This is a genomic window from Flavisolibacter tropicus, from assembly GCF_001644645.1.
GTDB lineage: Bacteria > Bacteroidota > Bacteroidia > Chitinophagales > Chitinophagaceae > Flavisolibacter > Flavisolibacter tropicus.
The window spans coordinates 5868736-5894146 of sequence record NZ_CP011390.1 but is presented as its reverse complement, the minus strand read 5'-3'; the positions used below and the strand labels follow the sequence as shown (position 1 = coordinate 5894146).

Annotated in this window: 16 protein-coding genes; 3 read left to right on the top strand and 13 right to left on the bottom strand. The window is 41.0% G+C overall.

Going from position 1 to position 25411, the window contains the following annotated elements; genetic code table 11:
* Nucleotides 1-31: 31 nt before the first annotated feature.
* Entirely contained in the window at nucleotides 32-412 is a 381-nt protein-coding gene (locus SY85_RS24870; protein WP_066409108.1) for a response regulator transcription factor, read from the top strand.
* A gap of 20 nt (nucleotides 413-432) precedes the next feature.
* Nucleotides 433-2112 (top strand): adenylate/guanylate cyclase domain-containing protein, encoded by a 1680-nt coding sequence (locus SY85_RS24865; protein WP_066409105.1) that lies wholly within the window; start codon nucleotides 433-435, stop codon nucleotides 2110-2112.
* A gap of 202 nt (nucleotides 2113-2314) precedes the next feature.
* On the opposite strand, the gene SY85_RS24860 is transcribed toward SY85_RS24865, so the two are convergent.
* The 4 genes from SY85_RS24860 to SY85_RS24845 form a co-directional block, all read right to left on the bottom strand.
* On the bottom strand, nucleotides 2315-5512 hold the full coding sequence (locus SY85_RS24860; protein WP_082886693.1) for a S41 family peptidase: 3198 nt from the start codon (nucleotides 5510-5512) through the stop codon (nucleotides 2315-2317).
* A 265-nt stretch (nucleotides 5513-5777) separates the two neighbouring features.
* A complete protein-coding gene (locus tag SY85_RS24855; RefSeq protein WP_066409102.1) occupies nucleotides 5778-9920 on the bottom strand; it encodes a PAS domain S-box protein in 4143 nt (1380 codons plus the stop codon).
* A 24-nt stretch (nucleotides 9921-9944) separates the two neighbouring features.
* Nucleotides 9945-10859, bottom strand: coding sequence for a phosphate/phosphite/phosphonate ABC transporter substrate-binding protein (locus tag SY85_RS24850; protein ID WP_066409100.1), 915 nt, complete (start codon nucleotides 10857-10859; stop codon nucleotides 9945-9947).
* Nucleotides 10860-11165: 306 nt separating this feature from the next.
* Nucleotides 11166-11789 (bottom strand): response regulator, encoded by a 624-nt coding sequence (locus SY85_RS24845; protein WP_066409097.1) that lies wholly within the window; start codon nucleotides 11787-11789, stop codon nucleotides 11166-11168.
* 192 nt (nucleotides 11790-11981) lie between these two features.
* Here SY85_RS24845 and SY85_RS24840 point away from each other — a divergent pair, with 192 nt between their 5' ends.
* Nucleotides 11982-12626, top strand: coding sequence for a response regulator transcription factor (locus SY85_RS24840; RefSeq protein WP_066409096.1), 645 nt, complete (start codon nucleotides 11982-11984; stop codon nucleotides 12624-12626).
* 128 nt (nucleotides 12627-12754) lie between these two features.
* On the opposite strand, the gene SY85_RS24835 is transcribed toward SY85_RS24840, so the two are convergent.
* The 9 genes from SY85_RS24835 to SY85_RS24795 form a co-directional block, all read right to left on the bottom strand.
* Nucleotides 12755-13894 carry a histidine decarboxylase gene (locus SY85_RS24835; RefSeq protein WP_066409095.1) on the bottom strand — a complete coding sequence of 380 codons (1140 nt, stop codon included), beginning with the start codon at nucleotides 13892-13894 and terminating at the stop codon, nucleotides 12755-12757.
* Nucleotides 13895-14108: 214 nt separating this feature from the next.
* The gene (locus SY85_RS24830; RefSeq protein WP_066409093.1) at nucleotides 14109-16127 is read right to left on the bottom strand and encodes a protein-disulfide reductase DsbD family protein; all 2019 of its coding nucleotides are present in this window, start codon (nucleotides 16125-16127) and stop codon (nucleotides 14109-14111) included.
* Nucleotides 16128-16141: 14 nt separating this feature from the next.
* Nucleotides 16142-16594, bottom strand: coding sequence for a protein-disulfide reductase DsbD domain-containing protein (locus tag SY85_RS24825; RefSeq protein ID WP_066409091.1), 453 nt, complete (start codon nucleotides 16592-16594; stop codon nucleotides 16142-16144).
* A gap of 297 nt (nucleotides 16595-16891) precedes the next feature.
* On the bottom strand, nucleotides 16892-18019 hold the full coding sequence (locus SY85_RS24820; RefSeq protein ID WP_066409089.1) for a TlpA disulfide reductase family protein: 1128 nt from the start codon (nucleotides 18017-18019) through the stop codon (nucleotides 16892-16894).
* Between the two features lie 168 nt (nucleotides 18020-18187).
* Nucleotides 18188-20335 carry a S46 family peptidase gene (locus SY85_RS24815; RefSeq protein WP_066409086.1) on the bottom strand — a complete coding sequence of 716 codons (2148 nt, stop codon included), beginning with the start codon at nucleotides 20333-20335 and terminating at the stop codon, nucleotides 18188-18190.
* Nucleotides 20336-20450: 115 nt separating this feature from the next.
* Nucleotides 20451-21554, bottom strand: a complete 1104-nt coding sequence (locus tag SY85_RS24810; RefSeq protein ID WP_066409080.1) for a TlpA disulfide reductase family protein — start codon at nucleotides 21552-21554, stop codon at nucleotides 20451-20453.
* 82 nt (nucleotides 21555-21636) lie between these two features.
* Nucleotides 21637-23151 carry a PKD-like family lipoprotein gene (locus SY85_RS24805; RefSeq protein ID WP_066409078.1) on the bottom strand — a complete coding sequence of 505 codons (1515 nt, stop codon included), beginning with the start codon at nucleotides 23149-23151 and terminating at the stop codon, nucleotides 21637-21639.
* Between the two features lie 47 nt (nucleotides 23152-23198).
* Complete coding sequence (locus SY85_RS24800; RefSeq protein WP_066409075.1) at nucleotides 23199-23939, bottom strand: DUF4843 domain-containing protein; 741 nt, start codon at nucleotides 23937-23939, stop codon at nucleotides 23199-23201.
* A 41-nt stretch (nucleotides 23940-23980) separates the two neighbouring features.
* Nucleotides 23981-25405, bottom strand: coding sequence for a RagB/SusD family nutrient uptake outer membrane protein (locus SY85_RS24795; protein ID WP_066409073.1), 1425 nt, complete (start codon nucleotides 25403-25405; stop codon nucleotides 23981-23983).
* Nucleotides 25406-25411 lie beyond the last annotated feature (6 nt).

Sequence of the window (25411 nt, the reverse complement as noted above, 5' to 3'; positions counted from 1 at the left end):
AAAGCAATGGAATGCTACATAAACGCATAAGATGGAACAAAAAATATTAATAGTTGATGACGAAGCGCATATACGCATGCTCATTGAGCAAACATTGGAAGAACTGGAGGATGAAGGAGTAGATTTTTTTACTGCAGAAAACGGTGAGCAGGCATTACAAATCATTCAGGAGGAAGAGCCACAACTGGTTTTCCTGGATGTAATGATGCCTAAAATGAATGGTATGGAAGTCTGCAGCCGTGTAAAAAAGGAATTAGGCTTAGAAAAGGTCTTTATAATACTGCTTACAGCCAAAGGCCAGGAATTAGATAAACAAAAAGGCCAGGAAGTTGGCGCAGACCTATATATGACCAAACCATTTGATCCTGAAATTGTATTAAATAAAGCCAAAGAAGTGTTAGCACTTTTGTAATAGCCCTTTTATGCAATAACATGGCCAGGTTAACTCTTAAAAATATAATTAGCAAAAAGAATGATGTTTCTATACTTCTTTCCTCCTTGGTCGAGCAATTGAAAACGAGCGTAAAAGTAGAAGATGAAAATGGCAATTTATTGTTTGGTGATAGTACGGCACCTGCCAATGTTCAATACCCAATCACAATAGAAAATGAAGTATTCGGTTGGGTCAAAGGCAATGAAAAAGCAACAGTAATTAGCGAGTTCCTTTCACATCTCTTACAAATGGAAGCTGAGAAAAGAAAACTTGGTAGTGAAATTTTAAACCTCTATCAAGAAGTCAACCTGATCTTCAATTTTTCAGAACAGCTGGCAACAACTATTGACCCTCTAGCTATTGCTCAAACAACGCTGAATGAAGCCAGTCGCGTGATCAGATCTGATAATGGAGCCGTTCTATTGTGGAATGAAAAAAGCAACCAACTACAAATATTGGCTTCATCGGGAGATAAATTATTCAGTGAAGAAAAAATAAATACTAATCTAAGTTTAATATTTAAAATGGTATCTAGTGGGCGATCGGAGATCGTTAGTGATACCATTGCATTAATAGAAACCGGTATACTTTTGCAACCTATCCAATCCCTTTTATATGCTGCCCTAAAAGTAAAGCACCGCATAATGGGCGCCATTATACTAGCCAACATTACCCCTATTCATTATACCGCAGCGGACTTAAAACTCCTTACCACACTAGCGTTGCAATCTTCATCTGCCATAGAAAGCGCGTTACTGTATGAGAAAAATATCCGTGAAGCAAAAGAAAGGGAAGAAACAATGCGTAGCATTTACAAGGCCACAGAAAAATTTGTTCCTTTTGAATTCATCAAATCATTGGGCTGTAGTGTAATTACCGATGTGAGACTTGGTGATCATGTTGAAAAAATTGTAACTGTTCTTTTTTCTGATATCCGCGACTACACTACGCTTGCAGAACAAATGACTCCTGAAGAAAACTTTAGTTTCGTTTGCTCTTTCAATAAATTAATGGGACCGATCATTAATGAACACAATGGTTTTATAAACCAATACCTGGGTGATGCCATAATGGCTATATTCCCGGGTAATGCCTCAGATGCACTTGCCGCTGCTATTGAAATGCAAAAAACAATACAAGAATTCAACAGGAAACGACAACTAAATAACGAAACACTTATTCATATTGGAATAGGAATGCATACCGGTCCTCTTATCATGGGTATTACTGGCGATCATGATCGAATGGATGCCACAACCATAGCTGATACCGTGAATACAGCATCGCGATTAGAAAGTCTTACAAAACATTATAAAGGGAAAATTATTATTAGTGAAGATTCTTTACAACAAATGAATCATCAAAAGGAGTTTCAGTTCCGTTATCTTGGAAAAGTTCAATTAAAAGGCAAACAAGTGCCAATTGGTATTCATGAATGTTTTAGTGGAGATACTACTGAAGAAATCAAAAAAAAGACAGCATCACTCGTTTCTTTTAACCAAGGCATGCTGCATTACTTACATAAAGATTTTGACAAGGCGTACGGTCACTTTCAAAAGGTAATAGAAGGCAACAGCAATGATTTAACTGCAGTTTTTTTTATGGCAAATGCCTCCCATTTTATGAAGAATGGAATACCAGAAAATTGGTCAGAGGTAGAAGAAATGCATATTAAGTAATTGACATCATATTCTTTAACCGACTCTTATTATTCATTAACTCCGCCGCTTTTTCTTCCAGTTATTAGAATAAATAAAAGGCTTTGAAATACCATTACTCTTCTACAAAAAATCAAATTCTTTTTTAATATTGTGCAGCTATACACCTTAAACAAAAACGCCTGTAGATGATCTACAGGCATTTTTGTTTAAAATAGGTTGACTAACTTTTCTTTTCAACCTGCAACAGTAATTCTTTCACTGCAGTATCCAGTTGCTGGTCACGACCTTTCTCACCTAAAGTATTAGATACAGGTATATCTACAGGGCGTGGTGCCAACTCCATATTTTTCCCTTTATTATCTGTGATCTTAATAAAGGGCAGGCGTACAACGGTACCATCAAACAGCGTTATGTTGGAAGTATAAATGATCCAGCCAGCCGTAGGCTCTCCTACTACTTTTCCCAAACCTAAGGAACGATATCCTTCTGAGAAATCTTCTGCGTCGGAAAGGGAGTGCTGGTTCGTTACCAGAATGGTAGGTGCATCAAGCGCCCGCTGTCCTAATTGTGTGCGGGCAGGCGCCGGTGGCAGGCCTCTAACGGTCATGGTCATATACCCTTTGCGTGATAAAACATCTAGCGCATAAGCATTTACAAAACCACCATTGTTATTGCGGATATCTACTACTACACCTTCTCGTGCGTGGTTTTCGGCATCCATATCCAGGTACAATTGGTCCAGCGACCCTTGCCCCATATCAAACATGTGCACATATCCCAGCTTGCCTCCACTAGCCTTAGCTACATATTCCCGGTTTTGCTGTACCCATTGCTTATATAGCAACCCTTTTTCTACGGGCTGGCTTACCGGTTTTACAACTACATCCCTATTGTTACTGCCACTACTTACGCGCAACACAACCCTTTTTCCCACTTTATTTTCAAGTTGTTGTTCCAGGCTGACGTTGCTATTTAAACTAACTCCATCTACTGCCAACAAATAGTCCCCCGGCTTTATACTTCCAGCTAATGCGGCCGGGCTAAGTGCTACTACTTCACTGACCAGCAGTTTGCCCTCTTTCTCATATACGCTCCGGTCAAAACGCAAACCAAGGCGCCCCACCTGGAAAGCAAGTGGCGTAGAGCCTGACACTCCGGAATGTGAGGCATTAAGCTCTCCTACCATAAGGTTTAGGATACGGCGTAATTCATCTGGGGTTTGCGCTCCTGCGGCCAATGGCTCATAGGTCCGCTTCACAGCCTGCCAATCCGCACCATGAAATTTATCATCATAGAAACCATCATTCTGTAATTCCCATGCCTGACGGAACACTTCTAATTTCTCCTTGTTGAAATCAACAGCCATTTCCGCTGTGACGGCAACTGGTTTTACGTTTTTTGTATCAAGATTCACTGATTGTATACGTCCGCTTTCTAAAAAGTAAACCTCTTTACCATCTGCAGACAATTGTACATTACTCTTAAAACCAGAACTGAAAGTTACTTGCTTCAATACGGGAGCCTCACGCGACAATTCATCCAATGAATAAGTAAACAGGTTGGATTGACCACCAATGTTTGCTGTCAATACCAGTGTATTGCCATCTTTACTTAGATCAATACTTTGCACATCTACACCTAAAGGTAAAAGACTTAGGCGTTGTCTTATACCTTCCCATACAATGCCATCAACTTGCTTGGTAACACTGCTCATTGAATCGATAACAGGGTCAGATTTGACTGCTGGTGTTGGAGTAGTTGTTAATGGTTGTGGTTCTGTAAAGAGGTCTCTAAACTGATCCTCACGGAAACGAGGCTGGCGCGGCTGCAGATCGACACGGGCAACTGAACTATTCTCAGTACGTTGTCCTGTGATAAATAAAATTGACTTACCATCGCGGCCCCACAATACTTCACCGCCAAATACATTCGCAAGGAAGCTCACAGGATGCTCCTCACCACCTTGGGCCGATACTACGCTAATGTTACGTAACGACTTTTGACCATAACTAGCAAAAGCAATCCATTGTCCATTAGGAGACCAGCTCAACGTACCCCCAGAACCTATAGGGGAAAAATTAAAGTTGCCCTTGGTCAGCAACACGTCTTTTTGTGTAACCAGGTCTAAAACATGAAGCTCGTTTCGGTTACGGATAAATGCTAGCTTTTTGCCATCGACAGAAAGGGTCAGCCCTCCCTCATCACCCATGGCTTTGGTCAACTGTGTCTCCTTTCCTGTAAGAAAATGGTATTGGTAAATATTGGTCTGGTTATCCCGATCCGATACATAGATAACAGCGTTACTGTTTTTCGTCCATACTAACTCAGACTCCATTCCTGCTGTATTGGTAACACGAGTGGCATCGCCGCCATCTTTAGTGCCGGCCACAAATACATCTCCGTGCGCTACAAAGGCCAGTTTTTTTCCGTCCGGAGAAAGTTCCAGGTTGCTAAAGCCACTGTTCAATCGCACCTGTTCTACAGCAACCCCTGCCGGAGCTCCTCTCAAACTAAGTGCAATTGGCTTAGCTTCTTTAGTGTTCAGATCATATTTCCAAATGGCAAAATCTCGCTCAAAAACGATCGTATTGCCATTTGCGGCTATTGAAGGCCACAGTACCCTTCCTTTGGTAAAGGTTGTCAGTTTGCTGGCAGTACCACCTACCGGCTGCATCCAAAGGTTTTGTTGTCCATCGCGATCCGATACATAGTACAATGTTTTACCATCGGTACTCCACATCGGCCACAACTGACGGGCGCCTTTTTCGGCCACACGCGTATACTTGCCCTCTTTTTCATTCAACAACCATATCTCGGATTCATCCAGATGACTACGCCCCTGGCGCCACCACTGGTGCGATCCAAAGCCCCGAGCAGATAAGGCTATTGTTTTGCCATCAGGAGAAGGAGTAGCAAAATATTCATTGACATAGCGATCACCAGAAACAATCATGGGGGTGCCACCAGTAACCTTTACACGAAACACATCACGCATACCGGCAATATCCTGGCTGGTAGAGGAAAAGTAAATGTACTGCCCATCTTTCGACCAAGCGCTTAGTTCCTCATTGCCGTCATCAAACGTTAACCTTGTCACCACCCCTGTTCCCATATCCAGAATGTAGATATCGCCGTTGCCAGAGCGGGTAGAGACAAAGGCCAACTTTTTACCATCGGGCGAATACATAGGGCGTGATTCCATAGCGGGGTGCGATACTAATAACCGAGCTTCACCGCCTATGGCAGCAGCTGTCCAGATATCGCCACCTGAAACAAAGGCTAGTTCCTTTCCATCGGGCGACAAGGCAGGATCTGAAAAATATGTTTGTGTCTTAATGTTAGAAGCCACTTGTGCTTGTATGTTAGTACCTAATAGTACTACAAAAGCACCCGTAAATAATGGGAGTCGCAAATTCATAAATGATAGTGTGAAGGCCTAATATAAGAATAAGATCAGCCGCCGCCAACTTCATAGCACGAGAAATAGATGCAGCACTCCTTTGCACACCCATTATTTTACCAGTAGAATTACTGCTATTTGCTGTTTACTTTCAATACTCAAAATAAAAAACGAGTAGTCTAAATGACTACTCGTTTTGCCTTAACGATGATCTTTACTGAATTTACTTTCTACTGGATTCAAAAATTCTCGCGTCGAATCCAATCAATAGGACTATAAACAACTAGTTAAGTTGTGGAATACTTACCTTCAACTCACAGCCATTTCCGACAGAAGAATCGATGGTAACTTTACCATTATAAACCTGCGCTCTTCTTCTGATATTCTCCAAACCAATACCTATTTTTTTGCTTTCTATATCAAAGCCTTGCCCATTGTCTTTTATCGTCATGATGATTTGACTATTGGACTCAGTAACACTAATTGTAGCTTCAGATGCTTTCGCATATTTTAGAATGTTACTAAATTGCTCCTGTATAATTCTATAAATAGCTAACTGCAAGTCATTATCCAGCGATTTTGGAAATGCATCAATTTGCAAGTTTACTTTTAAGCTATTTGCTACATTCATAGTGCTGATCAACGACCATATCTTTTCCTCTAACAATAATGTAGAATCAATAGAGGGTGCTAATTGATGTGAAATGCGTCTTAGCTCATGGATCGCTTCGCCCATATACTTTTTAGCCTTTTCAATAACACCCACTGCCATTTCAGGATCATCCATACACATTTGGGCATAATCCATGTTCAATAAAGAAGCAGCCAGTATCTGTTTCACATTATCATGCAGCTCCATGCCTATTTCCTGGCGCTCCATTTCTTGCATGTGCGTAACGGCCTTATTAATTCTCATTTCCTCCTCAACCTTTTGTGTAATGTCAATGATCGTTCCTAACACAGCTAGTTCGCCCTGATAGTTTATGGTTGAAACAATCAGTTCTACATGCACTACCGATCCATTACGATGCTTAGCCTTTAGTAGGTAATGATCGGCAACCTTTGGCCCATTGAACCTGTTTTTATATTTTGCCCATACTCTTTGCAAATCATCATTGTGAACCAGGTTATCAAATCTTAAATTTTTTAGTAGCTGCTCTTTAGAATAACCGGATATTTTTTCAAACTGTAGATTGACATACATGAACTTCTCCTGATGCAGTATGAATACACCTACCAACGACTCTTCAACCAAACGCCTAAACTTCTCTTCACTTTCTCTTAATTCTGCTTCAGATTTTACCTGCAAATGTTTAATTCTTACCTTATCAAGCGCGTAAGCAATATTATCTGTTACTTTTTGCAGCAGTTTGATTTCTGTTTCATTGAAAAAATTGGATTCGGACATCATAATAATGAATGCTGCTACGACTTTGCCATTTACAAGAATGGGCAACGATATCCCTGATTGGTAATTTCGTTCCAGCATCAATTCTCTTAAATCAGCAACCCCAGGATTATTTGAAACATTATTGAAACAGTATGGCTTTCTACTTCGTATGGCACGCGCCACAGGAGTTGTGGCCGTAGATACTGGAAGTGATTTATAATTCTTAGCCTCTAAAAAACCGTTTTCATTCCCAGCCCAGGCAACTGGGGTTATGGAATCTAATACCTCATTATATAATCCAACCCATGCCATTTGAAACCCTCCATGATCAATAGCAATTTGACAAGCCTCAGCAAATATGGTTTCATCATCGGCTGCTCTAAGCATCATTTCATTGATATTACTCGTAAACTGGTAGAGTCTATTTAATTTAAGCACTTCACCCTCTGCCATCTTTCTTTCAATGGCATTACTTAGAATCTCCGCTATTGAAGTAATCAGGTATCGCTCTTCATTCAAGAATGGCCCTTCGTCAAAAACAGGGCGCTCTTCTGAATAATAGACGCTTAACTTGCCGATCTTGTTTCCTTTAATTGAAATGCTAGCCTCCTGCTTCCATTCTGTTTCAAAGAATTTTTGTGATTTAAAACTTTTATCCCCAAATTCTAATTTAACATAGGTAATATCAGGATATTGGTATGCTGGCGGAATAATAGCGACACATTCTATCATTATATCTTCAATGGCAAGCTGTTTTGAATAAGACAATTCAGACAACTTATACAAACATCTTAACTCTTTCACCCGCTCGTTATTCTCCCAGTTCTTTTTTAATAGTGCTCTTTCCGTTTTTTTCTTTTCCGTAAAATCAATCCCGATACCAAGTATATACTGTTCGTCATTATATAATACTGGCATAAACGTTATATAAAAGATCAGCCGGTGCTTTTGTTTTGTCAAAATCGGCATCTCTACACTGGCTTTACCTCTGAGAAAGGCTTCTTGTCGTATACTTAAAGCAAGATCAATTTCACTTATCTCTACAAAATCGGTAGCATACATCTGCCCTACCTCCCTATGAGTATAGCCAGAAATGGTTTCGAAATTCTTATTCCAGCGAATTAAGCGGCCTTCTTTATCAGCCATATAGAAAATGCCAGGCAAGCCGTTAATAATCGTTTCTGACAGTTTTTTCTCGTGTAAGATCAGCGATTCAAATTCCTTCCGCTCCGTGATATTTTTCATAACGCCAATAACAGCTTTTGCACCCATAAAGAGTGTTTCAGAGCCATTTACTTCTACCCAGATGATCTTACCATCTTTTCTTCTGCATCTTATTTCATATTGAGTATTTTCAGTTTCGCCCTCTAATCGCAACTGCAATTTTGCTTTGACAAGTTCTATATCCTTATGGTATATTACCGAATAGATACTATCCATTTGCAGTAATTCATCATCAGTATAGCCAAGCTTTTCTGCCAAACGAGGATTAACGTATACAAATCGTTCATTTTGTATGATCCAGATACCGATCAGGGCTTTTTCTACCAGGTTTTTAAAGCGTAGGTCTGTTTCTTTTTTCTCTGTTATCACTTCGGTTAGCATGATTATACCACCTATCTCACCTGAAGCTTTACACCAGGGATGTATTTCCCATTTGATCCATTCCAAAGCGCCATTCTTTCCAATAACGGTATCTTCTTCGCATTTCTCAATAGTACCTGTAAGGCAACGCTGGTGAATCTGTTTCCAGCGTTCTGGCACATTTGGAAATACATCGTAATGGCACCTGCCAATTACCTCCTTTTCTTTCAACCCATAATCCATTAACCATCGGCGGCTAACTACCATATAGTTCATTTCGGCATCAAACATTGCCAGCGATGCAGGGCTATGTTCTACAAAAATGCGGAGCTGACCTTCCCGTTCTTTTAACTTGGCCGTATTTTCTTTTTCTTCAGTAATATCAACATTGATTGCAATAGCCCCATTTATTTTACCATTGCTATCCGTCAGTGGAATGGCGGAGTTCAGGAGAATCTTTCGGCTTTTGTCAAACCCTTCAATCGCTATTTCCTGGTTTAAAACGGGGATCCCTTTTTCAAGAGCAATAGTAGCTCCCCATTCATTTGGTTGTATGCGCCGGTGGGTTACTGTATTCCAGGCTTTGTACTCGCTATATACTTCTATAGCCCCATATATTGCACCGCCCCAAATTTCTTTGGCTGCGGCATTTGCAGAAACAATATCTCCTTTTTCATTGATGATCCACACACCAACAGGCATATTCTCCAACATTTTTGAAAGCAATCTTTCATTGGTACTTATCTCATCCAGCATCTGGTTTAAGGCCATCCCTAGTTCGTCAATTTCAAAACTATTAGACCCTGCAACTCTCACATTACGATCGCCATTTTTAATTTTCTTAGTGACGTCAATAAGCTTGTAAAGCCCGTTACTCAACTTTCTTCCAATTAAAAAAGCAAAAAATGACCCTATTACTAGAGCCAGTACTATATACAAAATACCATTTCGAAGGATTATAAAGAGATTATCATAAATGTATTCTTGCCCTACTCCTACTCTTGCCCAGCCAACTATGTTCCTATTCTGTAAGATAGGAACTGCAATATCCAGAATTCGATTGTTTTCAATTAGCGTTTGCGTTTGGCGTACATTTCTTAATCTAAGACTAATACTGTCTGAAACATTTAAGCCCACAAAAGCGGTATTGGTATGCGCTAACACCAATCCGTCCGGAGACAAGATCATGGCATATTTCAAATTTGGGAAGTTGCCATGAGAGCGCACCAAACGTTCAAGTCTGTCAAAATCATTTGAAACAATGAACGAATTAGCGTTAACGGCAAAATCACTTACAAGACTAACTGTCTGATCATGATTTTGCTTTTTCAAGAATGTGCGCTGTCGCTCGACCATGTCAAATACAAAAAACGCCATCATTCCTAAATGGACTAATGCAATTCCTAATATCAACTGGGTTCGAATCTTAGCAGGCCAAAGGTTTTTCAACATGGTATTTGTTAGGCAGCGGATTAGTTAATCGAGATGTATGGCAGCATGATACTTTTTCACAAACTCATTTAAGGTCTGATAATTCCTGGTGTTAGCCGGAACAAACTTGGTGGCATTTATTTCTTTCAACACTTCCATACCCTCCTTACTATTCTGTAAGTTAAAAATCAGTTTTTTTATTTCGGCTGCTATTTTCGCATCCATATCATTTCGAAAAAGCAGTGCCACATTCATTAAAGGAAATGTTTGCCACTTTATAACAACCTTCGATTCAATTTCTGGACGTTTGCTAACAAACTCTTTCCAATTGGCAAGCCAGGACATAGCAGCGGTACTTTTTCCAAGATAAACACTGAGTATCGCTGATTCAAACGAAGAATGATAGCTAATACGAATGTCTTTATTAACGTTTATGCCATTAGTATGCAGAAAATACAAGGGCATCATACTACCGGCTAAAGCTTGCTTACCGGGCGATGCGATTGTCTTACCTTTAAGATCAGCGAAATGATTTACCATTGAATCGCGGTTTACTAAAATCACACCACGATAATTCTCATCATTGTCTTCCTTGCCTACAATTGCATATCCATTTTTTTCGCATTCAAGCGCCTTCATCCCATTTATTAATGTAAAGTCGTAATATCTCTTATCAAGCTTTTCCAAATAGGCGTCAAAATTACTTCCAGCAACAGTTTGAACCTGTACGTCTGTCAAATGTTTATTCAGGTATTTAATTAAAGGATCTAACTTTTCATAGTAAGCAGGATTGACAACGCCAAAAAACAGTATTTTCTTGCTTAGATGCTTTGTCGAATAACTGGGAGCATAATCAGCATTGTTGGATGCAAGTCCATTACAAGAACTGAAGAAGAAATAGGCAATAGCTCCTAAAATTATTACAGGATTTAGACTATAGATTTTGCTTTTCAGATCCATGATTTAGTAGAATAGTCACATTTCGATCAAAATGATGCTTATTTATTGATTGCAATAGGTTTGGCTTGCACACACTTTGACCATTAGAGTTCAGGAGGCTAACAATCGGACTATTTGTTTCTATAAGGTAAGTCGTGGTTAAATGATGGTTAACAATAACCAACATTACTAAAGGTTTTTCAAAAACTTATTTGGACTTACTAGGGGTAAAAATGAATTCTACCATAAAGAAACTAATGATAAGAAATGGTAACAATAGTAGAACGCACTATTTACTTGTAGACTTCTTACTACAAGAAATAAGCACTATAGAAGATTATGCTGAAGAGCATACTTTGTCAGGTCTGCATTTGTTCTTAAATGCAGTTTTTTTAAAAGTCGTGCCCGATGCGTGCTTATGGTAGTAGAACCAAGGGACAATAAGTCTGATATCTCTGAAATAGATTTACCCTCTGCAATCAGCTTAAATATATGAAACTCGCGATTGGATAAAGCTTCATGCAAACTATGGTATGGAGAACTTAGACTCAAGGTTAATTGCTCTGCCACAGAAGCGGGAATAAATTTTCGGCCTTGCAATACACGTTTGATAGCTTCTATTAAAATATCAGCACCTCCCGTTTTGTTTAAATAGCCCCATGCGCCCGCTTTTAACGCTCTCAAGGCATACTGCTCCTCTGGATGCATACTTAAAATAAGTATTGGCATATCTGGGTGAGTTAGCTTGATTTGTTCAACTACATCTAACCCACTTCTACCGGGCATTGACAAATCGCAAATAACAACATCATAAGACGACTCCTTTAGCTTGCCAAAGACATCTTCAGCATTTTCCCCCTCATCACAAATGGAGAAAGGGAAGCTCTTTGACAGTATTTGCTTAAGGCCGTCCCTTATTATCTTATGATCGTCTACAATTAAAAATTTCATAGTACAGTTATTTCAATAAGATCAGCATCCCCACCTAATAAAAGTACGAGTGTCGCACGAATTCTACAAACCAATCATAGTTTGATTTATGGTAACACATCAGAAAGACTCCTTTATTTGATTTGATTTTCTCCTAAGCTCATTAGTTCAACAAAAACTAATACGAAAGCAGCCATCCAACAAGCATTCAACATGAAGAAAAAGACGATCTTAATTGCAGATGATCATATTTTGTTTAGAGACTCATTAAGACAAATTCTATTTACACATCAACTTTATGAAGTTATTGACTGCTGTGCCAGTATGAACCAGGCTATTGAAATTGCAGAGAAAGCCCATCCCAATATTTTTATCATGGATATTAATATGCCCGATCTAAGTGGCACAGAGGCTGTAGATATTATTCGAAAATGCTCCCCTACTACCCACATATTAGTATTATCCATGCACACGGAACCAACTTATGCGCGTCAGCTTTTAAAAAAAGGAGCACTTGGCTATATGACCAAAAGTTCACCGCTTCGTGAATTGTTCATAGCACTTGGAGAAATAAGCGAAGGCAGAAGATACATTTGCCATGAAATAAAAGACAATATCACACTGCAATTAATTGAAGGTAAAGGGAAAAGCGTCAAGATCACCCAACTTTCAAAAAGAGAATTTCAAATTGTTGAAGCTGTTAAGGAGGGCCTTTCTTCAAAAGAAATAGGAAGAAAACTAGGCATTACTTTGTCGACAGTAAATGTGCATCGCACCAAAATCCTGAAAAAGTTAAACCTAAGCAATGCAGCAGCCCTGGTTGATTATGTCAATAATTACAACTTGAATATTGAATAGTATACACGAATTAAACGAATGACACAAATTCACAAATTTCACTAATTACCACGACAGTCGTCCTTTGTTTCTGACTCCAAATTAAAAAGAAAACGAGCTTCTTTTGGAAGCCCGTTATTTATCTTGCCTTAGTTTAATTGTGATTCCAAGTCTGGGCACTTTTCATCTTGCTGCTGAACTAAATCATTTACAAAGGCATCAATGTGTGATTTCGTTACGCCAGGCATACAGATAAGATGCGACATCTCATTTTCACTTGCTAGCTGCCATTTCTTGCAGATATGTTCATTGGGTTGAGGAAATACCACGGTTAAAGCATTTTCGTTGCGCCAGGCATTGATTCCAGCCTCTTCTAAAAGTTGCAAGGCATAGTCTGCTACGGTCAGACAATTTTCTGCTCTTTCTAACAATCCCTGCCTTCCCAGCTTTTGAATGGTATACCATAAAAAGAGTGGTGTTATTCCATTACGGGAGCCTGAGATAGTTGTGTCTAGTGTTCCGATATAAGGAATGGAACGTCCAATTCTATCCTTATATGATTTTTTGACTAACACCACACCACAAGGTATAGGTGAACCAATAAATTTATGCCCGCTAATGGCAATGCTATCGGCACCATAGGAAAAGTCAAAAGAGCCTTGACCTAATAAGGAAAGATATGTTCCTGCTAACGCGGCATCGCAATGAATGTAAGAGCTTTTAATAGCCAATCTCTTCAGAATATCTTTTATTAAAGGCACATTATCTTTTGCCTCTGTCATGGTGGTTCCAATGTTGGCCAAAATGATCACAGGTCGGTGCCGTTGTAACTGAATCATTTCTTTCAGATCGTCGTAATCCATCTCTCCTTTATAATCGGTGCGGATCACGATGCTGTCCATGTTCAGTAAGTGAATGTTCTTTTGTACACTGTAATGGGTTGATTCGGAGTAATACACCATACCATTCGGGTATAATTCCCTGGCCAGATACAAGGCATATAAATTTCCCTCTGAACCACCATTGGTAACATAGCCCCACCAATTGTTCTTGGGTGCATGAAATTGATCGGCAAAAAAGTTCAATACTTCACGCTCAAACTTTTTGGAATCCATATCACAATTGGACTCCACAAACGGATCTCCTACATTATTTAAGGAATAATCCAAAAAGGGAAATAATTCCTTATAATCATAATCTACCGATGCAGGGTATCCGATAAAGTTTTGAGAGCGTTGTTTGATCCTATTTAAAAACAGCTGTAATTGCTCTTTGTATAATTCTTGCATTGGTTTAATTTCAATTAGGCGAATCTATATTGTTGGATACTACTTTAGGCTGATTAATGTCATAAATTTATTTGCGCATTCGTATGCTTAAATAAAAGAAAGGGTAAGTAGAAACAAACCCTTTTTTACACGATGAGAAAAAACACCAAATGCACATTTTTAAAGCCTGAACGGCCAATATCTTTCATTCATTATCGGAACCAGTATTGAATGATCAAGCCTTTCTTTTATTGTATTCTGCTTTTACTTTATCCAACAGTTCAATAAACTTTGGAATACTGGGATCATAGCCATAGCCCTGATCAGCCAGCTTTGCTTCCTTGTCGTCCACAAAGAAATAATAGGGCTGTGTGTTGGAGCCAAAGCGTGAAACCTGCAGATCAACATTGCGGTCGCCTAAAGTTTCCACCTGCTTGTCTAAAGCCTTGGAAAAGTATTGTTCTCCTTGGGGCAACTCAATGTTGTGCACATCCACATAAAGAGACACCACCACAAAGTCTTCTTTTAAGCGACGCATTACTTCCGGATCGCTCCATACCTGGCCTTCCATCTTTCTACAGTTCACACAATTCACCCCGGTAAAATCCAGCAACAAGGGCTTTTTTAATTTGCGAGACACTTCCAAAGCTTCCTGGTAATCGAAATAGGTGACCATGCCATATTTGGTTACCGTTTCCGGTTCATAAATATGCATCTTGTCATAATATTTGTTAGGATGCGGCAGTTCATCTTGGTTACTAACTGTACTACTACCAGCACCAGGCTTTGATGCTGCAGGAGAGGCGATGAAATCCTGTGTTCCCATTGGAGGAACAAACGCACTGATTCCTTTCAGAGGTGCACCCCATAAGCCAGGGATCATATAAACAGAAAACGAAATAGCTGTAATAGCGAGTAATAGCCGGGTAACACTTACATACGGCAGACCAAAATCGTTTTTAGGCAATTCATCATCATGATGAAACTTGAGTTTACCCAACAGGTATACTCCCAGTAAAATAAAGATCACTACCCACAGAGCAATAAAGATTTCTCTATCCAATAAGCGCCAGCCCTTAGCTAAATCGGCATTGGAGAGGAATTTCAACGCAAGGGCCAACTCCACAAACCCCATCGTAACTTTTACCGCATTGAGCCAACCGCCCGCTTTTCCAAGTACATTAAGTTTAGAAGGGAAAAAGGCAAATAGGGAAAAAGGAAGGGCAAGTGCAAGGGAAAAACTAAAGAATCCAACCAGCGGTCCAAAGTAGCCACCCTTGCCAATAATAGGCAACAGGTTACCAATGAAGGGCCCAGTACAAGAAAAAGATACCAGCACCAGCACTAAGGCCATAAAAAAGATGCCCACAAAACTGCCGGTATTGGCTTTCGAATCGGCTTTATTGGTCCAGGCGCTGGGCAATGTTATTTCAAAGGCCCCTAAGAACGAGATGCCAAACAGCAAAAACAGGGCAAAGAACACCAGGTTGGCCACCCAGTTGGTAGCCAGGTTGTTTAAGGCTGCCGCCCCCCAGATCAGGGTAATTAAAAAGCCAATAAAGGTAAAGATGGCAATGATAGAGGCCGAGTACATAAAGGCATTCACTTTGCCTTGGGCCTTGGTTTGACTCCGCTTGGTAAAAAACGAAACGGTAATAGGAATCATGGAAAACACACAAGGTGTCAGCAGGGCGCCCAACCCATTTAGAAACCCAATCAAAAAGATCCAGCCTAAGGATTGATTAGCAATATCGTTTGTGGCTGTTACAGAATCAGTTTGTTTGGAAGAAACTTCGGGCTGAATGTAAAATTTGAACGGGTGTTCTCCGGGCAGGTACTCCTCCCCTTTTTTATACATATAGCTCACGGCTCCTTTCAATAAAACACTATCCGTAGTACCGGCCAGTACTTTCTGTTGCCAAAGTACAGAGTCTGCAAAATAAGTTACCGTAGCATCCAGGGAAGGATCCTTCTCAGTGCGGGCACTTCCTTTTTCAGTAACCGTATTGGCTAAATACTTTTTAGCAGCCGAATCAAACGTTATGGTGGAGTAAAGGGCATCATTCTCCGACTTTTGTAATCCATAAAGTTTTACACCACTCGGTACAGAGGCTTTGATGGTCAGCAGGACTTCTTTTTCATTGATCCGCTGTTGGTCAAAATTCCACTTTAGGTCTGTAGAATCATTTGCATGAAGACAAATGCTAAGAAACAGCAAGCACAGACACAAACTACAACAAAGAAACTTTTTCATTGGAACGGGAGAAATTACTTAAGGGCAATGGAAAACTTCTTTGTTTGAGGAGGCAAACACTCCTGGTTATTACAGGTCATGAATTCAAGACTACCGCTCAAAAATGTTTTTGCTTTGCCTTTCACTTTTACTACCTGCACAAACGACACTGTGTTGGAAAATTGCTTTACATCTACACCAAATAAGGGCTCATTCTTTTGCTCTAGTTTGCCCACTTCTTTTATATCACCATCTAAAGAGAGCAATGGATTTTTAGCAAAGTTGATGGCTGTAGGAAAAGGCCCACCTTCTGGTGTTGTCTGGGAATACAGGTGCCAGCTTTTTTGTAGCGTAGCAGTCAAGCTCACCTCGTAGGTTGTTTCATTTATTTTCTTAGAAGTAAAACTCCATGCCACAGGATCTTTTACCTGGGCGCTTACTATATTCAGAATTGCAAGACAAAAGCTTAAAGCAATTAACTTTTTCATATTAGAGCGTTTGATTTATTTAAGATCACTGGATAGGAAATTTTACCCCATCCCAATTAGAAATATTTTTCAAGAACCCTTGGAAGATTTTTACTCCTTTACTATTCAAAGCAACTTGCATTTTTAAAACAGATAAAAAGAATTACACCAACGAGGCAAAAAAACTTACCAAACCGGCTTCCACTGGACTTTATTAACAAATAGAAGTACTTTATCCATTTGATTTCAAGCTAAACTTTCTTAAGTCTAAAAGGCCGTCGGTTAATATCGACGGCCTTTTAGACTTTTACTTTTGTATTAAAGTTTGATCAGCTCTGTTAATTTTTCTTCAAGTGCCTCGCCTCTTAAATTTTTAGCCACAATTTTCCCTTGTGGATCTATCAATAGGTTTTGGGGCACGGAATTGATACCGTACTGGACAGCCACTTCATTTTTCCAAAACTTCAGGTCACTTACATGATTCCAGGTTAGGCCATCATCATGAATAGCTTTTATCCACCTGCCTTTGCCTTCTGGGGCATCAAGGGAGACACCTAGGATCGTAAAGTTTTTATCCTTGTATTTGTTATAGGCTTTTACGAGATTGGGGTTTTCTGCCCGGCAGGGTTTGCACCAGCTGGCCCAGAAGTCAACCAACACATACTTGCCCTTAAAAGAAGAAAGTGAAACAGGATTTCCCGATGTGTCGTTTTGTGTAAAGTCCATAGCATAACGGCCAATCGATGTGTTTTGGTCAACTTTTATTCTATCCTTTAGGGCGACACCAGATGGATACTGCTGAAGGTTAGCAGGCAATTTTTTAAATAATGCTTCTGTCTTGTCTGGATCGTGTCTAAAACTCCTGTACATACTTACAAGATATAAGCCTATTGGTGTTTGAGGGTTTTTCTTAAGGAAGTCTGCGTAAACATTCTCGGCATAGGCCTGTTTAATCTGGTCCATATCCGCTTCTAACTTTTCCATTTCGTTCTTGTCTCCGGCTCTGCGGGCAGCGGCATAATTATTCTGCGCTTTTTCCAAACTTTGATTGTATTCTTTTTCCTTCTTCTTTATTCTTTCAAAATCGGGCTGGCCTTTTGAACCGGTAATCTTTGCGTTCTTTAAAGAGGAAGTGGCAGTCAAATTAATCTTTGCAGGTTCTAAATAGAACTGCAAAAAATCGTCAGTAGCTGTTTCTCCTGCATTAAGTACATATTTGATCGACATAAAAGCTATAACAGGCTCTGCTAATTTTCCTTTTATTTGAAAAACACCATTTTTTACCTGTATACTGTCGAAAATGGAACCTTCCCCGTTGTTGTAAGTAAAGTAGATTTTTTCAATAGGCTTAAAAGAGTTCAGCCTACCATCCATTTTGAATTCCTGTGCGGACGCCCGGGTTAGAATAAAAGTGGGCATCATTAATAATAATGCTAGTTTTTTCATTTTAAAATTTTATGCGTTTAAGATTTTATCAACTCAATTAGCCCTGACTTAACAATAATTGCTGAGGCAGATACTAAAAACGAATAGTGTGACAGCTCTTCTAACAGGCACATCCGTATCAATGAAAGAGCCAATGTGTTTTGACCATTTATTTCTTTTATCATCCTGTTATCCTTCATTGGCCTTTTCTATCTCACTAATGACCCTATTGGATCCAGAAAACTTTTGTGTGACTAACATTATATAACGTACATCCACACAAATCACTTTATGCAGATTTGCCTCATAGTTAAACTCCCTTGTCATGGATTCCCAGTTGCAGTCGAATACCAGGCCGATGATCTTTCCTTCTGCATTCATCATAGGGCTTCCTGAATTTCCACCAGTCACATCACCATTGGTAATAAAACAAACAGGCATATCTCCATTTAAGGCATAAGACCCATAGTCTTTGGTTTTCCAGATATCCTGTAGTTTTTTATTTAACAGGTAGTCCTTATTGACTGTGTCAGCCTTTGCTATCAAACTATTTAGAGTAGTTTGGTAAGGAATGGTTTTATCATCCACTTTCAGATCCGAAATTGTACCGTAAGACAGCCGGATGGTTCTATCAGCATCAGGGTAGTACCGACCTGCTTTAAAATCAGAAACACTGTTGTAATAAGCGTAAATAATCCTATTAGCTTTGTCTGTATTGGATTGGGAGGTTTGAAATAGTTCCCACTGCTTATTTTGGATTGACTTACTTAATTGCATTAAGGGGTCCTTCTCCAAAGTTCCGGATGGATTCTTCAACCAGTTTTTCAACTTAACCGAATCACAAAAAATAGAAGTGCGGTATATATCCTCCACATATTGATCAATAGTTGCTGCGGACTGAAGGTTTTTTACCGTATATATATCCGGCAAAAGGTCTGGCGGCAAACTATCATTCAAAAGCTTTAGAATTTCTTTGGTCACACGTTTATCAACATCCATATTAAAACCTTTGTAGTAATACCTGGTATTACTTAAAAGATCTTTTGACAGGGAAGGTCTCTTTTTAACTTCGTCTGTATAGGTTTTAAATGCGTTGCCAAAAGCACTAATGAATTGGATTACTTCACAAGCGGTCGAAAAGCTCTCAGAATAATAAGTTAGTGCCCGCTTATATTTAGCGTTCGTTTCCAATGCTATTTTCAGATCATGGAAGGTTGTAGCATAAGTTAACTTTTTGGTTTCATCCTGCATTACCCAATTCATCCATTCCCTTTCAAAAGCTTCTTTCTTAGATAGAACGTGTAATTTGTCAATCCAGGCATTCATGCCCACCGCGTTTTTGTAATAGTTGGCTGAAGTAGCATATTTCTCAAAATAGAGCTGTTTGATCTGAGGACTCTTATTCATTTCATCTTCTAAAACAGCCTGACGCAGTTTGCGCACCGCAATCAGTGGGCTATTTAAGGTCTGAGCCTTATCCCATACCTGGTAGGATGTGGCTTCTCGGTTGGACTGGGCCGGGTAGCCCATAGACATAGCAAAATCCCCCTTCTTATATCCCTCTTTTGATATATGGAGATAAGCCTTTACTGTCAGGGGCAGATTGGATTTTGAATAGGTAGCCGGTGCCCCGTTCTTATCTCCATAGACCCTGAAGAAAGCAAAGTCAGCGCTTTGACGTGGCCACATCCAATTGTCGGTCTCCCCTCCAAACTTGGCTACATTCTTTGGAGGAACGCCCACCAGACGCACATCACTGAACTGTTGCTGCAGGTACAATATAAAGACACTGTTATTCTTATAGGGTTTGATCAATACATTGTATTGCGGGTATTTCTGTTGGTACTTTTTTGTTTCCGCTGCCAATACACTTCGCATGTTATTGGCAGATGAATTTTTATTAGTAACCTGGCTATTTACTTCATCTGTTATATCCAGGATCTTTTTATTAATCGTGATGGAAAGTCCTCTGACTGGTAATTCCTGTTCGGCCGCATTGGCCCAAAAACCCGTATTAAAAATATCATTATCTGGACCAACATACTGCTGGATTGCACTATAAGAACAATGATAGTTGGTTAAGATCAATCCGGTGCTGGAAATAATTGAACCGGTGCACCCTTTATCAAAACCTATTACAGCTTCACTCAGTGCATCTTCGCTTTCACCGGTAAGTTTTTCAATAGGAATGTTCAATCCCATTGCCTTCAATTCCTTTGCATTGTATTGCTTCAACAGTGCCAGCAGCCACATCCCATCATCAGCTCTTAACTGGGCAGAACAGCATAGCATGTAAATAAAGAGCAATGACCATTTTATAATGGACTTCTTCAACATAATTAAATTTTATTCGATCGTTTAGAAATCAGGCAGGATCTACTTCCTGGCTATATGGCTTTAAAAAAGCGGTTATGCCTGAACGTACCCAGCATAACCGCAGCCGAAGTTTATATTAATGAACAAACAGGGATGATAGTAATTTATCCAAGCTCTCTCCTCTAACGCCTTCCGCAACGATTTTACCCTTGGGATCAATGATCCAAACAGCCGGCAAACCATCAATACCATACTTCTGTGCCACTGGAGATAATTTACCTCCTACCAGGTCTGAAGCATTGTGCCATACCAAGCCATCTTTTTCTACAGCTTTTTTCCAGGCGTCCCGGTCGGAATCCAGAGAAAAGGAAAGAATCTCCAATCCATAAGGATGATATTTTTCATATAGTTCTTTGGTATGTACATTTTCAGCACGGCAGGGCACACACCAGGAAGCCCAGAAATCCAGCATTACGTATTTCCCTCTTAAAGAAGACAAGGAAATTTTTGTAACGCCGTCCGGTTGAACCACTGTAAAATCTGGTGCCATAGCGCCCGGCGCCACTTTGCGCAATACATCGGCCTGCTTCTTCATTGCCAAGTAATAGTTGTGCGTAGCGAAATAAGGCTTGAAGTGGGTAAGCAGCGAATCGATCTGGTAGTACTTTAGCATAGGCAACGGTACTTTAGCCAGGTACAGGGCTACGACCGAGTTGGGATAGTGTTGAATGATCGAATCTTCGAAGTGCTTTTGCTGCGCATCCAACTCAGTGAACAAACGGATGCGTTCTTCTTTGCTGGTTGAGCCCATATTCATATTCAGGCTATTTCTCTTGAGGGTAATGGCCAAAGCGTATTTTTGGTATGCATCCCAGCGTTCGTTTTCGGCAGTGCCTTTAATATCAGCTACATACAGCTTGTTTTTATCGCTGGTAATTTGCACCATACCTTTTTCGGCAAAAAATGAGATCGCGTAGCGTACGCCTTCAACGCGTATTTCCAGCATCTGGTTAAATAGCGTAGCAGGTAGCGTAAAGGAAAACTCCCCTTTCTCTTTTGTTTTCGTCGTTTTCACTGTCTGGGAGCCATGTTCTCCTGAACGCTGCACTACTGTTAATGTCACATCTTTCCCGAGGCCATTGATCTGGCCGTTAACCGCACAATTTATTTCTGTTGCCAGTAGCTGCCCTTGGAACACCAGGAGACTTGCCAACGTGCAGAGCCATTTTATCCGTTTCATTCTTGTTTTATGTTTAAATATTGAAAATGAAAGGAGTCTGGCCCCAAAGGGCCGACATCCTTCTATGAGACTTAATTAGATATTATTTGGCTTTATAGTTCATGCCATAGACCTGGCCAAACCCGGTATAAGCCTTTGTAGTTTTAAACACACCGCTTACCTCATCGATATCGATCTGCAGCACAACACCCTGCTGATTGGAAGGGTTGTACAGGGCCACGTACAGGATCTTTCCATCGTTGGCGTGATTGGTCACCTTGAACACTTTCATGCTGGTGATCACGTAGCCAGGGTAGTTAGTTGCCAGGTTTAATCGCTCTGTTGAGGCCAGGCTACCGGCATAATCGTTCTGATAGATCTTAGTATCGGTAGCATAATACATGATATTGCCACGGTTGCCAAAAGCAAAGTATTTGGCATTTGCCAGTTCGGTAGCCGCACTGATGTTATAGCGAGCCACGGCACGGTTACCGTCGTCCGCTACATTGAACTTACAGACAAACAGCTCGCGGCTGGAGGGAGCAGCATCATTTTGCATTACACAGAACCAGCGCGAGTCGAAGCCATGCTCAGCATAGACCATTTCCTTACCTACGTTAGTCATGTTAAAGGCAGCCGTAGCACCGGGTGCTTTAAACGGCTTTACTGTCCGCTGGAAATCGATATACAGGAAGCGCTTATTCTTGGTATCATAAATCACCCCATAGTAGGAACCCAGCATAATAGTAGCAATGTAGGGTGATGCTACATAGTCCTCGCCGAAGCACTTCACGCCAAATTTGTTGTAGGTGTTAGGTGTAGGCTGGGGAATAAAATACAGGTCGCCTTTGTTAACCAGAAGTTGGTTATAGCTCCACAATCCATAGCCCTGGAACTGGATGTCACTGGCCTGCATGGGGCTAATGAACATATCGCTGTAAGTGTTCAGTATGCGAAGGTCATTACCACTGGCCCGGTAGCCGCCCATATTGGTTTTAGTATATACATCTACCCAGTGCTGACCTACGTAGTTCAAGGCCGCGCCTTCGCCTTCGATCTTTTTGCCGTTGGTTTCAGAAAATACATTGGCCTGCACATAATCGGTCGAGGCTGGTAGCAAGGTGTTCATCTTACTGTTCACCACAATACTAATATCGCTGCCTGCAGCACCACCGTGTAGCACCATCCATCCCTGTGAGGCGTAGGAGCTGACATTGAAAGGCACTTTGATCATTTGCGTAATATTTCCGTGGCCCTTATCGGTCACATAAAGGATCAGGATATAATCGGCCGGAGTCTCTGTTACCTTGTAGGTTAGGTTCTTTTCCGTACCTATCTTCTTTTCGAAGTAGGTGCCGGTGGCTGGATCGGCGGCAAAACTGGCCTGTACCAACTTCCACTCATAAGAAAGGTTGAGCCCATTAGCAGCTGTCGTATTAGCCGGCGTGATGGTCACCACATCGTTTTGCTTGATCACTATAGTTCGGGGCACCGAAGTGGTGTCCACAAAATAAGAACTTGAATTTTGATAGTTGTAGTTCCCTTCGTCTTTCATGCAGGCCATTAGCAACAGGCAGGAAGACAGCAGAAGCACCAGTATATGTTTTAGTTTATTCATTGTTTAGAGTTTTCGATTGGGAATGTTTGATCTCTCTCTCTGTGATTTTAGCCTGCTCCGCCGATACCGCTATAAATTGGGAACGCTACCGTGCCTAGTTCATCGGTTAGCGGAGTGTTGCCTGGGGTGTTGTTGTAATCGAGCAAGGCTTTACGCACCATTGCATTATAATAACCCAACATGGGCAGGTTCAGCGGGTCGGGTAGTTCGGTGATGTTACAAGCCTTTAGAATAAATGCGTAGCGTGTTTGGGTAAATTCACCAAAGGCTGTTTTATAATTAGACTTATCCCAGATATCGGGCTTCAAGAACATATCGCCCCAGATAAAGATGGCTTTCTTGTAGCGTTCGTAACCCACCTTGAAGTCCTTGTTCTCAGCCACTTCAATCTCCAAGCGCACCGACGTGTTTTTTAAACCCTTACGGTAAACCACGAGAGGTAACCTTACCGAGAAAGAATCGGCCGGTAACACTTTGCGCTCAAACTTAAAATGCTCTCCTTCACGAGCGGTAGAGGAAGGGTTAATCTTAATACCGATCTCACGGTCGTAGGGAGCAGTTTCTCCCATAATGCAGGCCTTGAACCACAGCGTATCCTGTTCGCCCACATTGGGCTTAGCCGGAAAGGAATACATCAGCGAATCGCGCAGGGCAATACTTCCCGAACCGGGAATCTGGAAAAATAACCGGGGGTCATTGCTGTAAATGGCTATATCTTTTTTGGCGCAGGAGCTGAATAACATCCCACCCAAAAGCAATCCTGTCAGTGATTGTAATACCGTTCTCATAAATAGAATCGATTTAATGTTAGAAATGGGTTGACTACTACCTATCCTCCAAATTCAATTTCATTGGTGGGCTTTGGTAGCACGTAGTGTACGTCGGTAAGCGTTGTAAAAGCGGCCGGGAACTTGGCCTGCTTAGTTCGCTTACAGTAGTGAAAAAGCTGTCCTTCACCCTGAAACTCCTTGCGGTATTCTTTCAGTATCTCGGCGGTAATCTGTGCATCAGTCAGGGTACTGGCTAGCGGCGTAGTGATACCCCTGTTGGCACGCACGGTGTTCAGGAAATCGATGGCCTTTTGGTTATTCACTCCTACGTTACACTCGGCAGCGATATAATTCATCTCAGATCGACGCATCAACGGGATCATAGAGGCATAGCTGGCAGTATAATTATCGGGTTGGTAATACTTGTACACGATGTAGTTGGAACCTACCAGCTTTGATGTAAATAGCAGGCGGTAATCGTTAGCACCCACGGTGGTTTTCTCAAACATCTGCTCGTAGTTGAACGAACTGCGCTGCAACTGAACATCAGGGAATGCTGATATAAACCAGGCATTGGCAATGGTGCGTATGTCATACACGTTCAAGGCAAAAATGTTCTCGGTAGAAAAGGTAAAATCTTTGTCCTTGTCGTTGGTGGCTGAAATGTTGGAAGTTTTGATCCATGGGAAAACCTGGTCTGCCACATTGATCACTTCCATTGCGTTCTCTAATGCTTTGATTTTGTCGCCCTTCCACAAGTAGGCGCGAGCAGCCAAGGCTTTTACGGCAAAGTAGTTAAGACGTTGATGACGGTTATTCATAAACTCGTCAGCACCATACACCAACTTGTTACCCTGGCGAATAGGATCGGCGTTTAGTCTTGCGGCAGCTGCCTCCAGGTCTTGCAGCACCAGGGACACTACTTCGTCTCCGGTTGAAGAACTTACGACCTGTGTAGATAACGTTTTTACATATGGGATGGCAGGCTTTGTTAAATCGACGGAGGCAAACAGTCGCAACAGGTCGAAATGAATAAACGCACGCAAGGCCAACGCTTCACCTTTAATGATATCGTAATTGCTGCCAGTAAAGATGGCCTTATCTTGATCGATGTGATCCAAGATGTTGTTTACATTGGCTACTACATTATACATCCGTAACCACATATTGTCGATCTGTGTGCGCACGTTGGCGTCAGTAGTGTATCGGAACTGCGACACACTGTTGTATGTCTTGTTGTTGAATACGTCGTACTGCGCGGCTACGGCGTCCATAAAGCCAAAGGTCAGTTCTCGACCATAGAGCGACTGTGACTTCATCAACGTGTAGCAGCCGATCAGTGCATCGCGATAACCCTGCTCGGTTTGCAGCAGCACATCGGACTTGATCTTAGTGCGGGGCTGTACATCCAGCCATTTTTTGCAGGAGGTGGACGATAGTACCACCAGTACTGCCAAGAAACCTACGATTAATTTATTTCTCATGTTAAC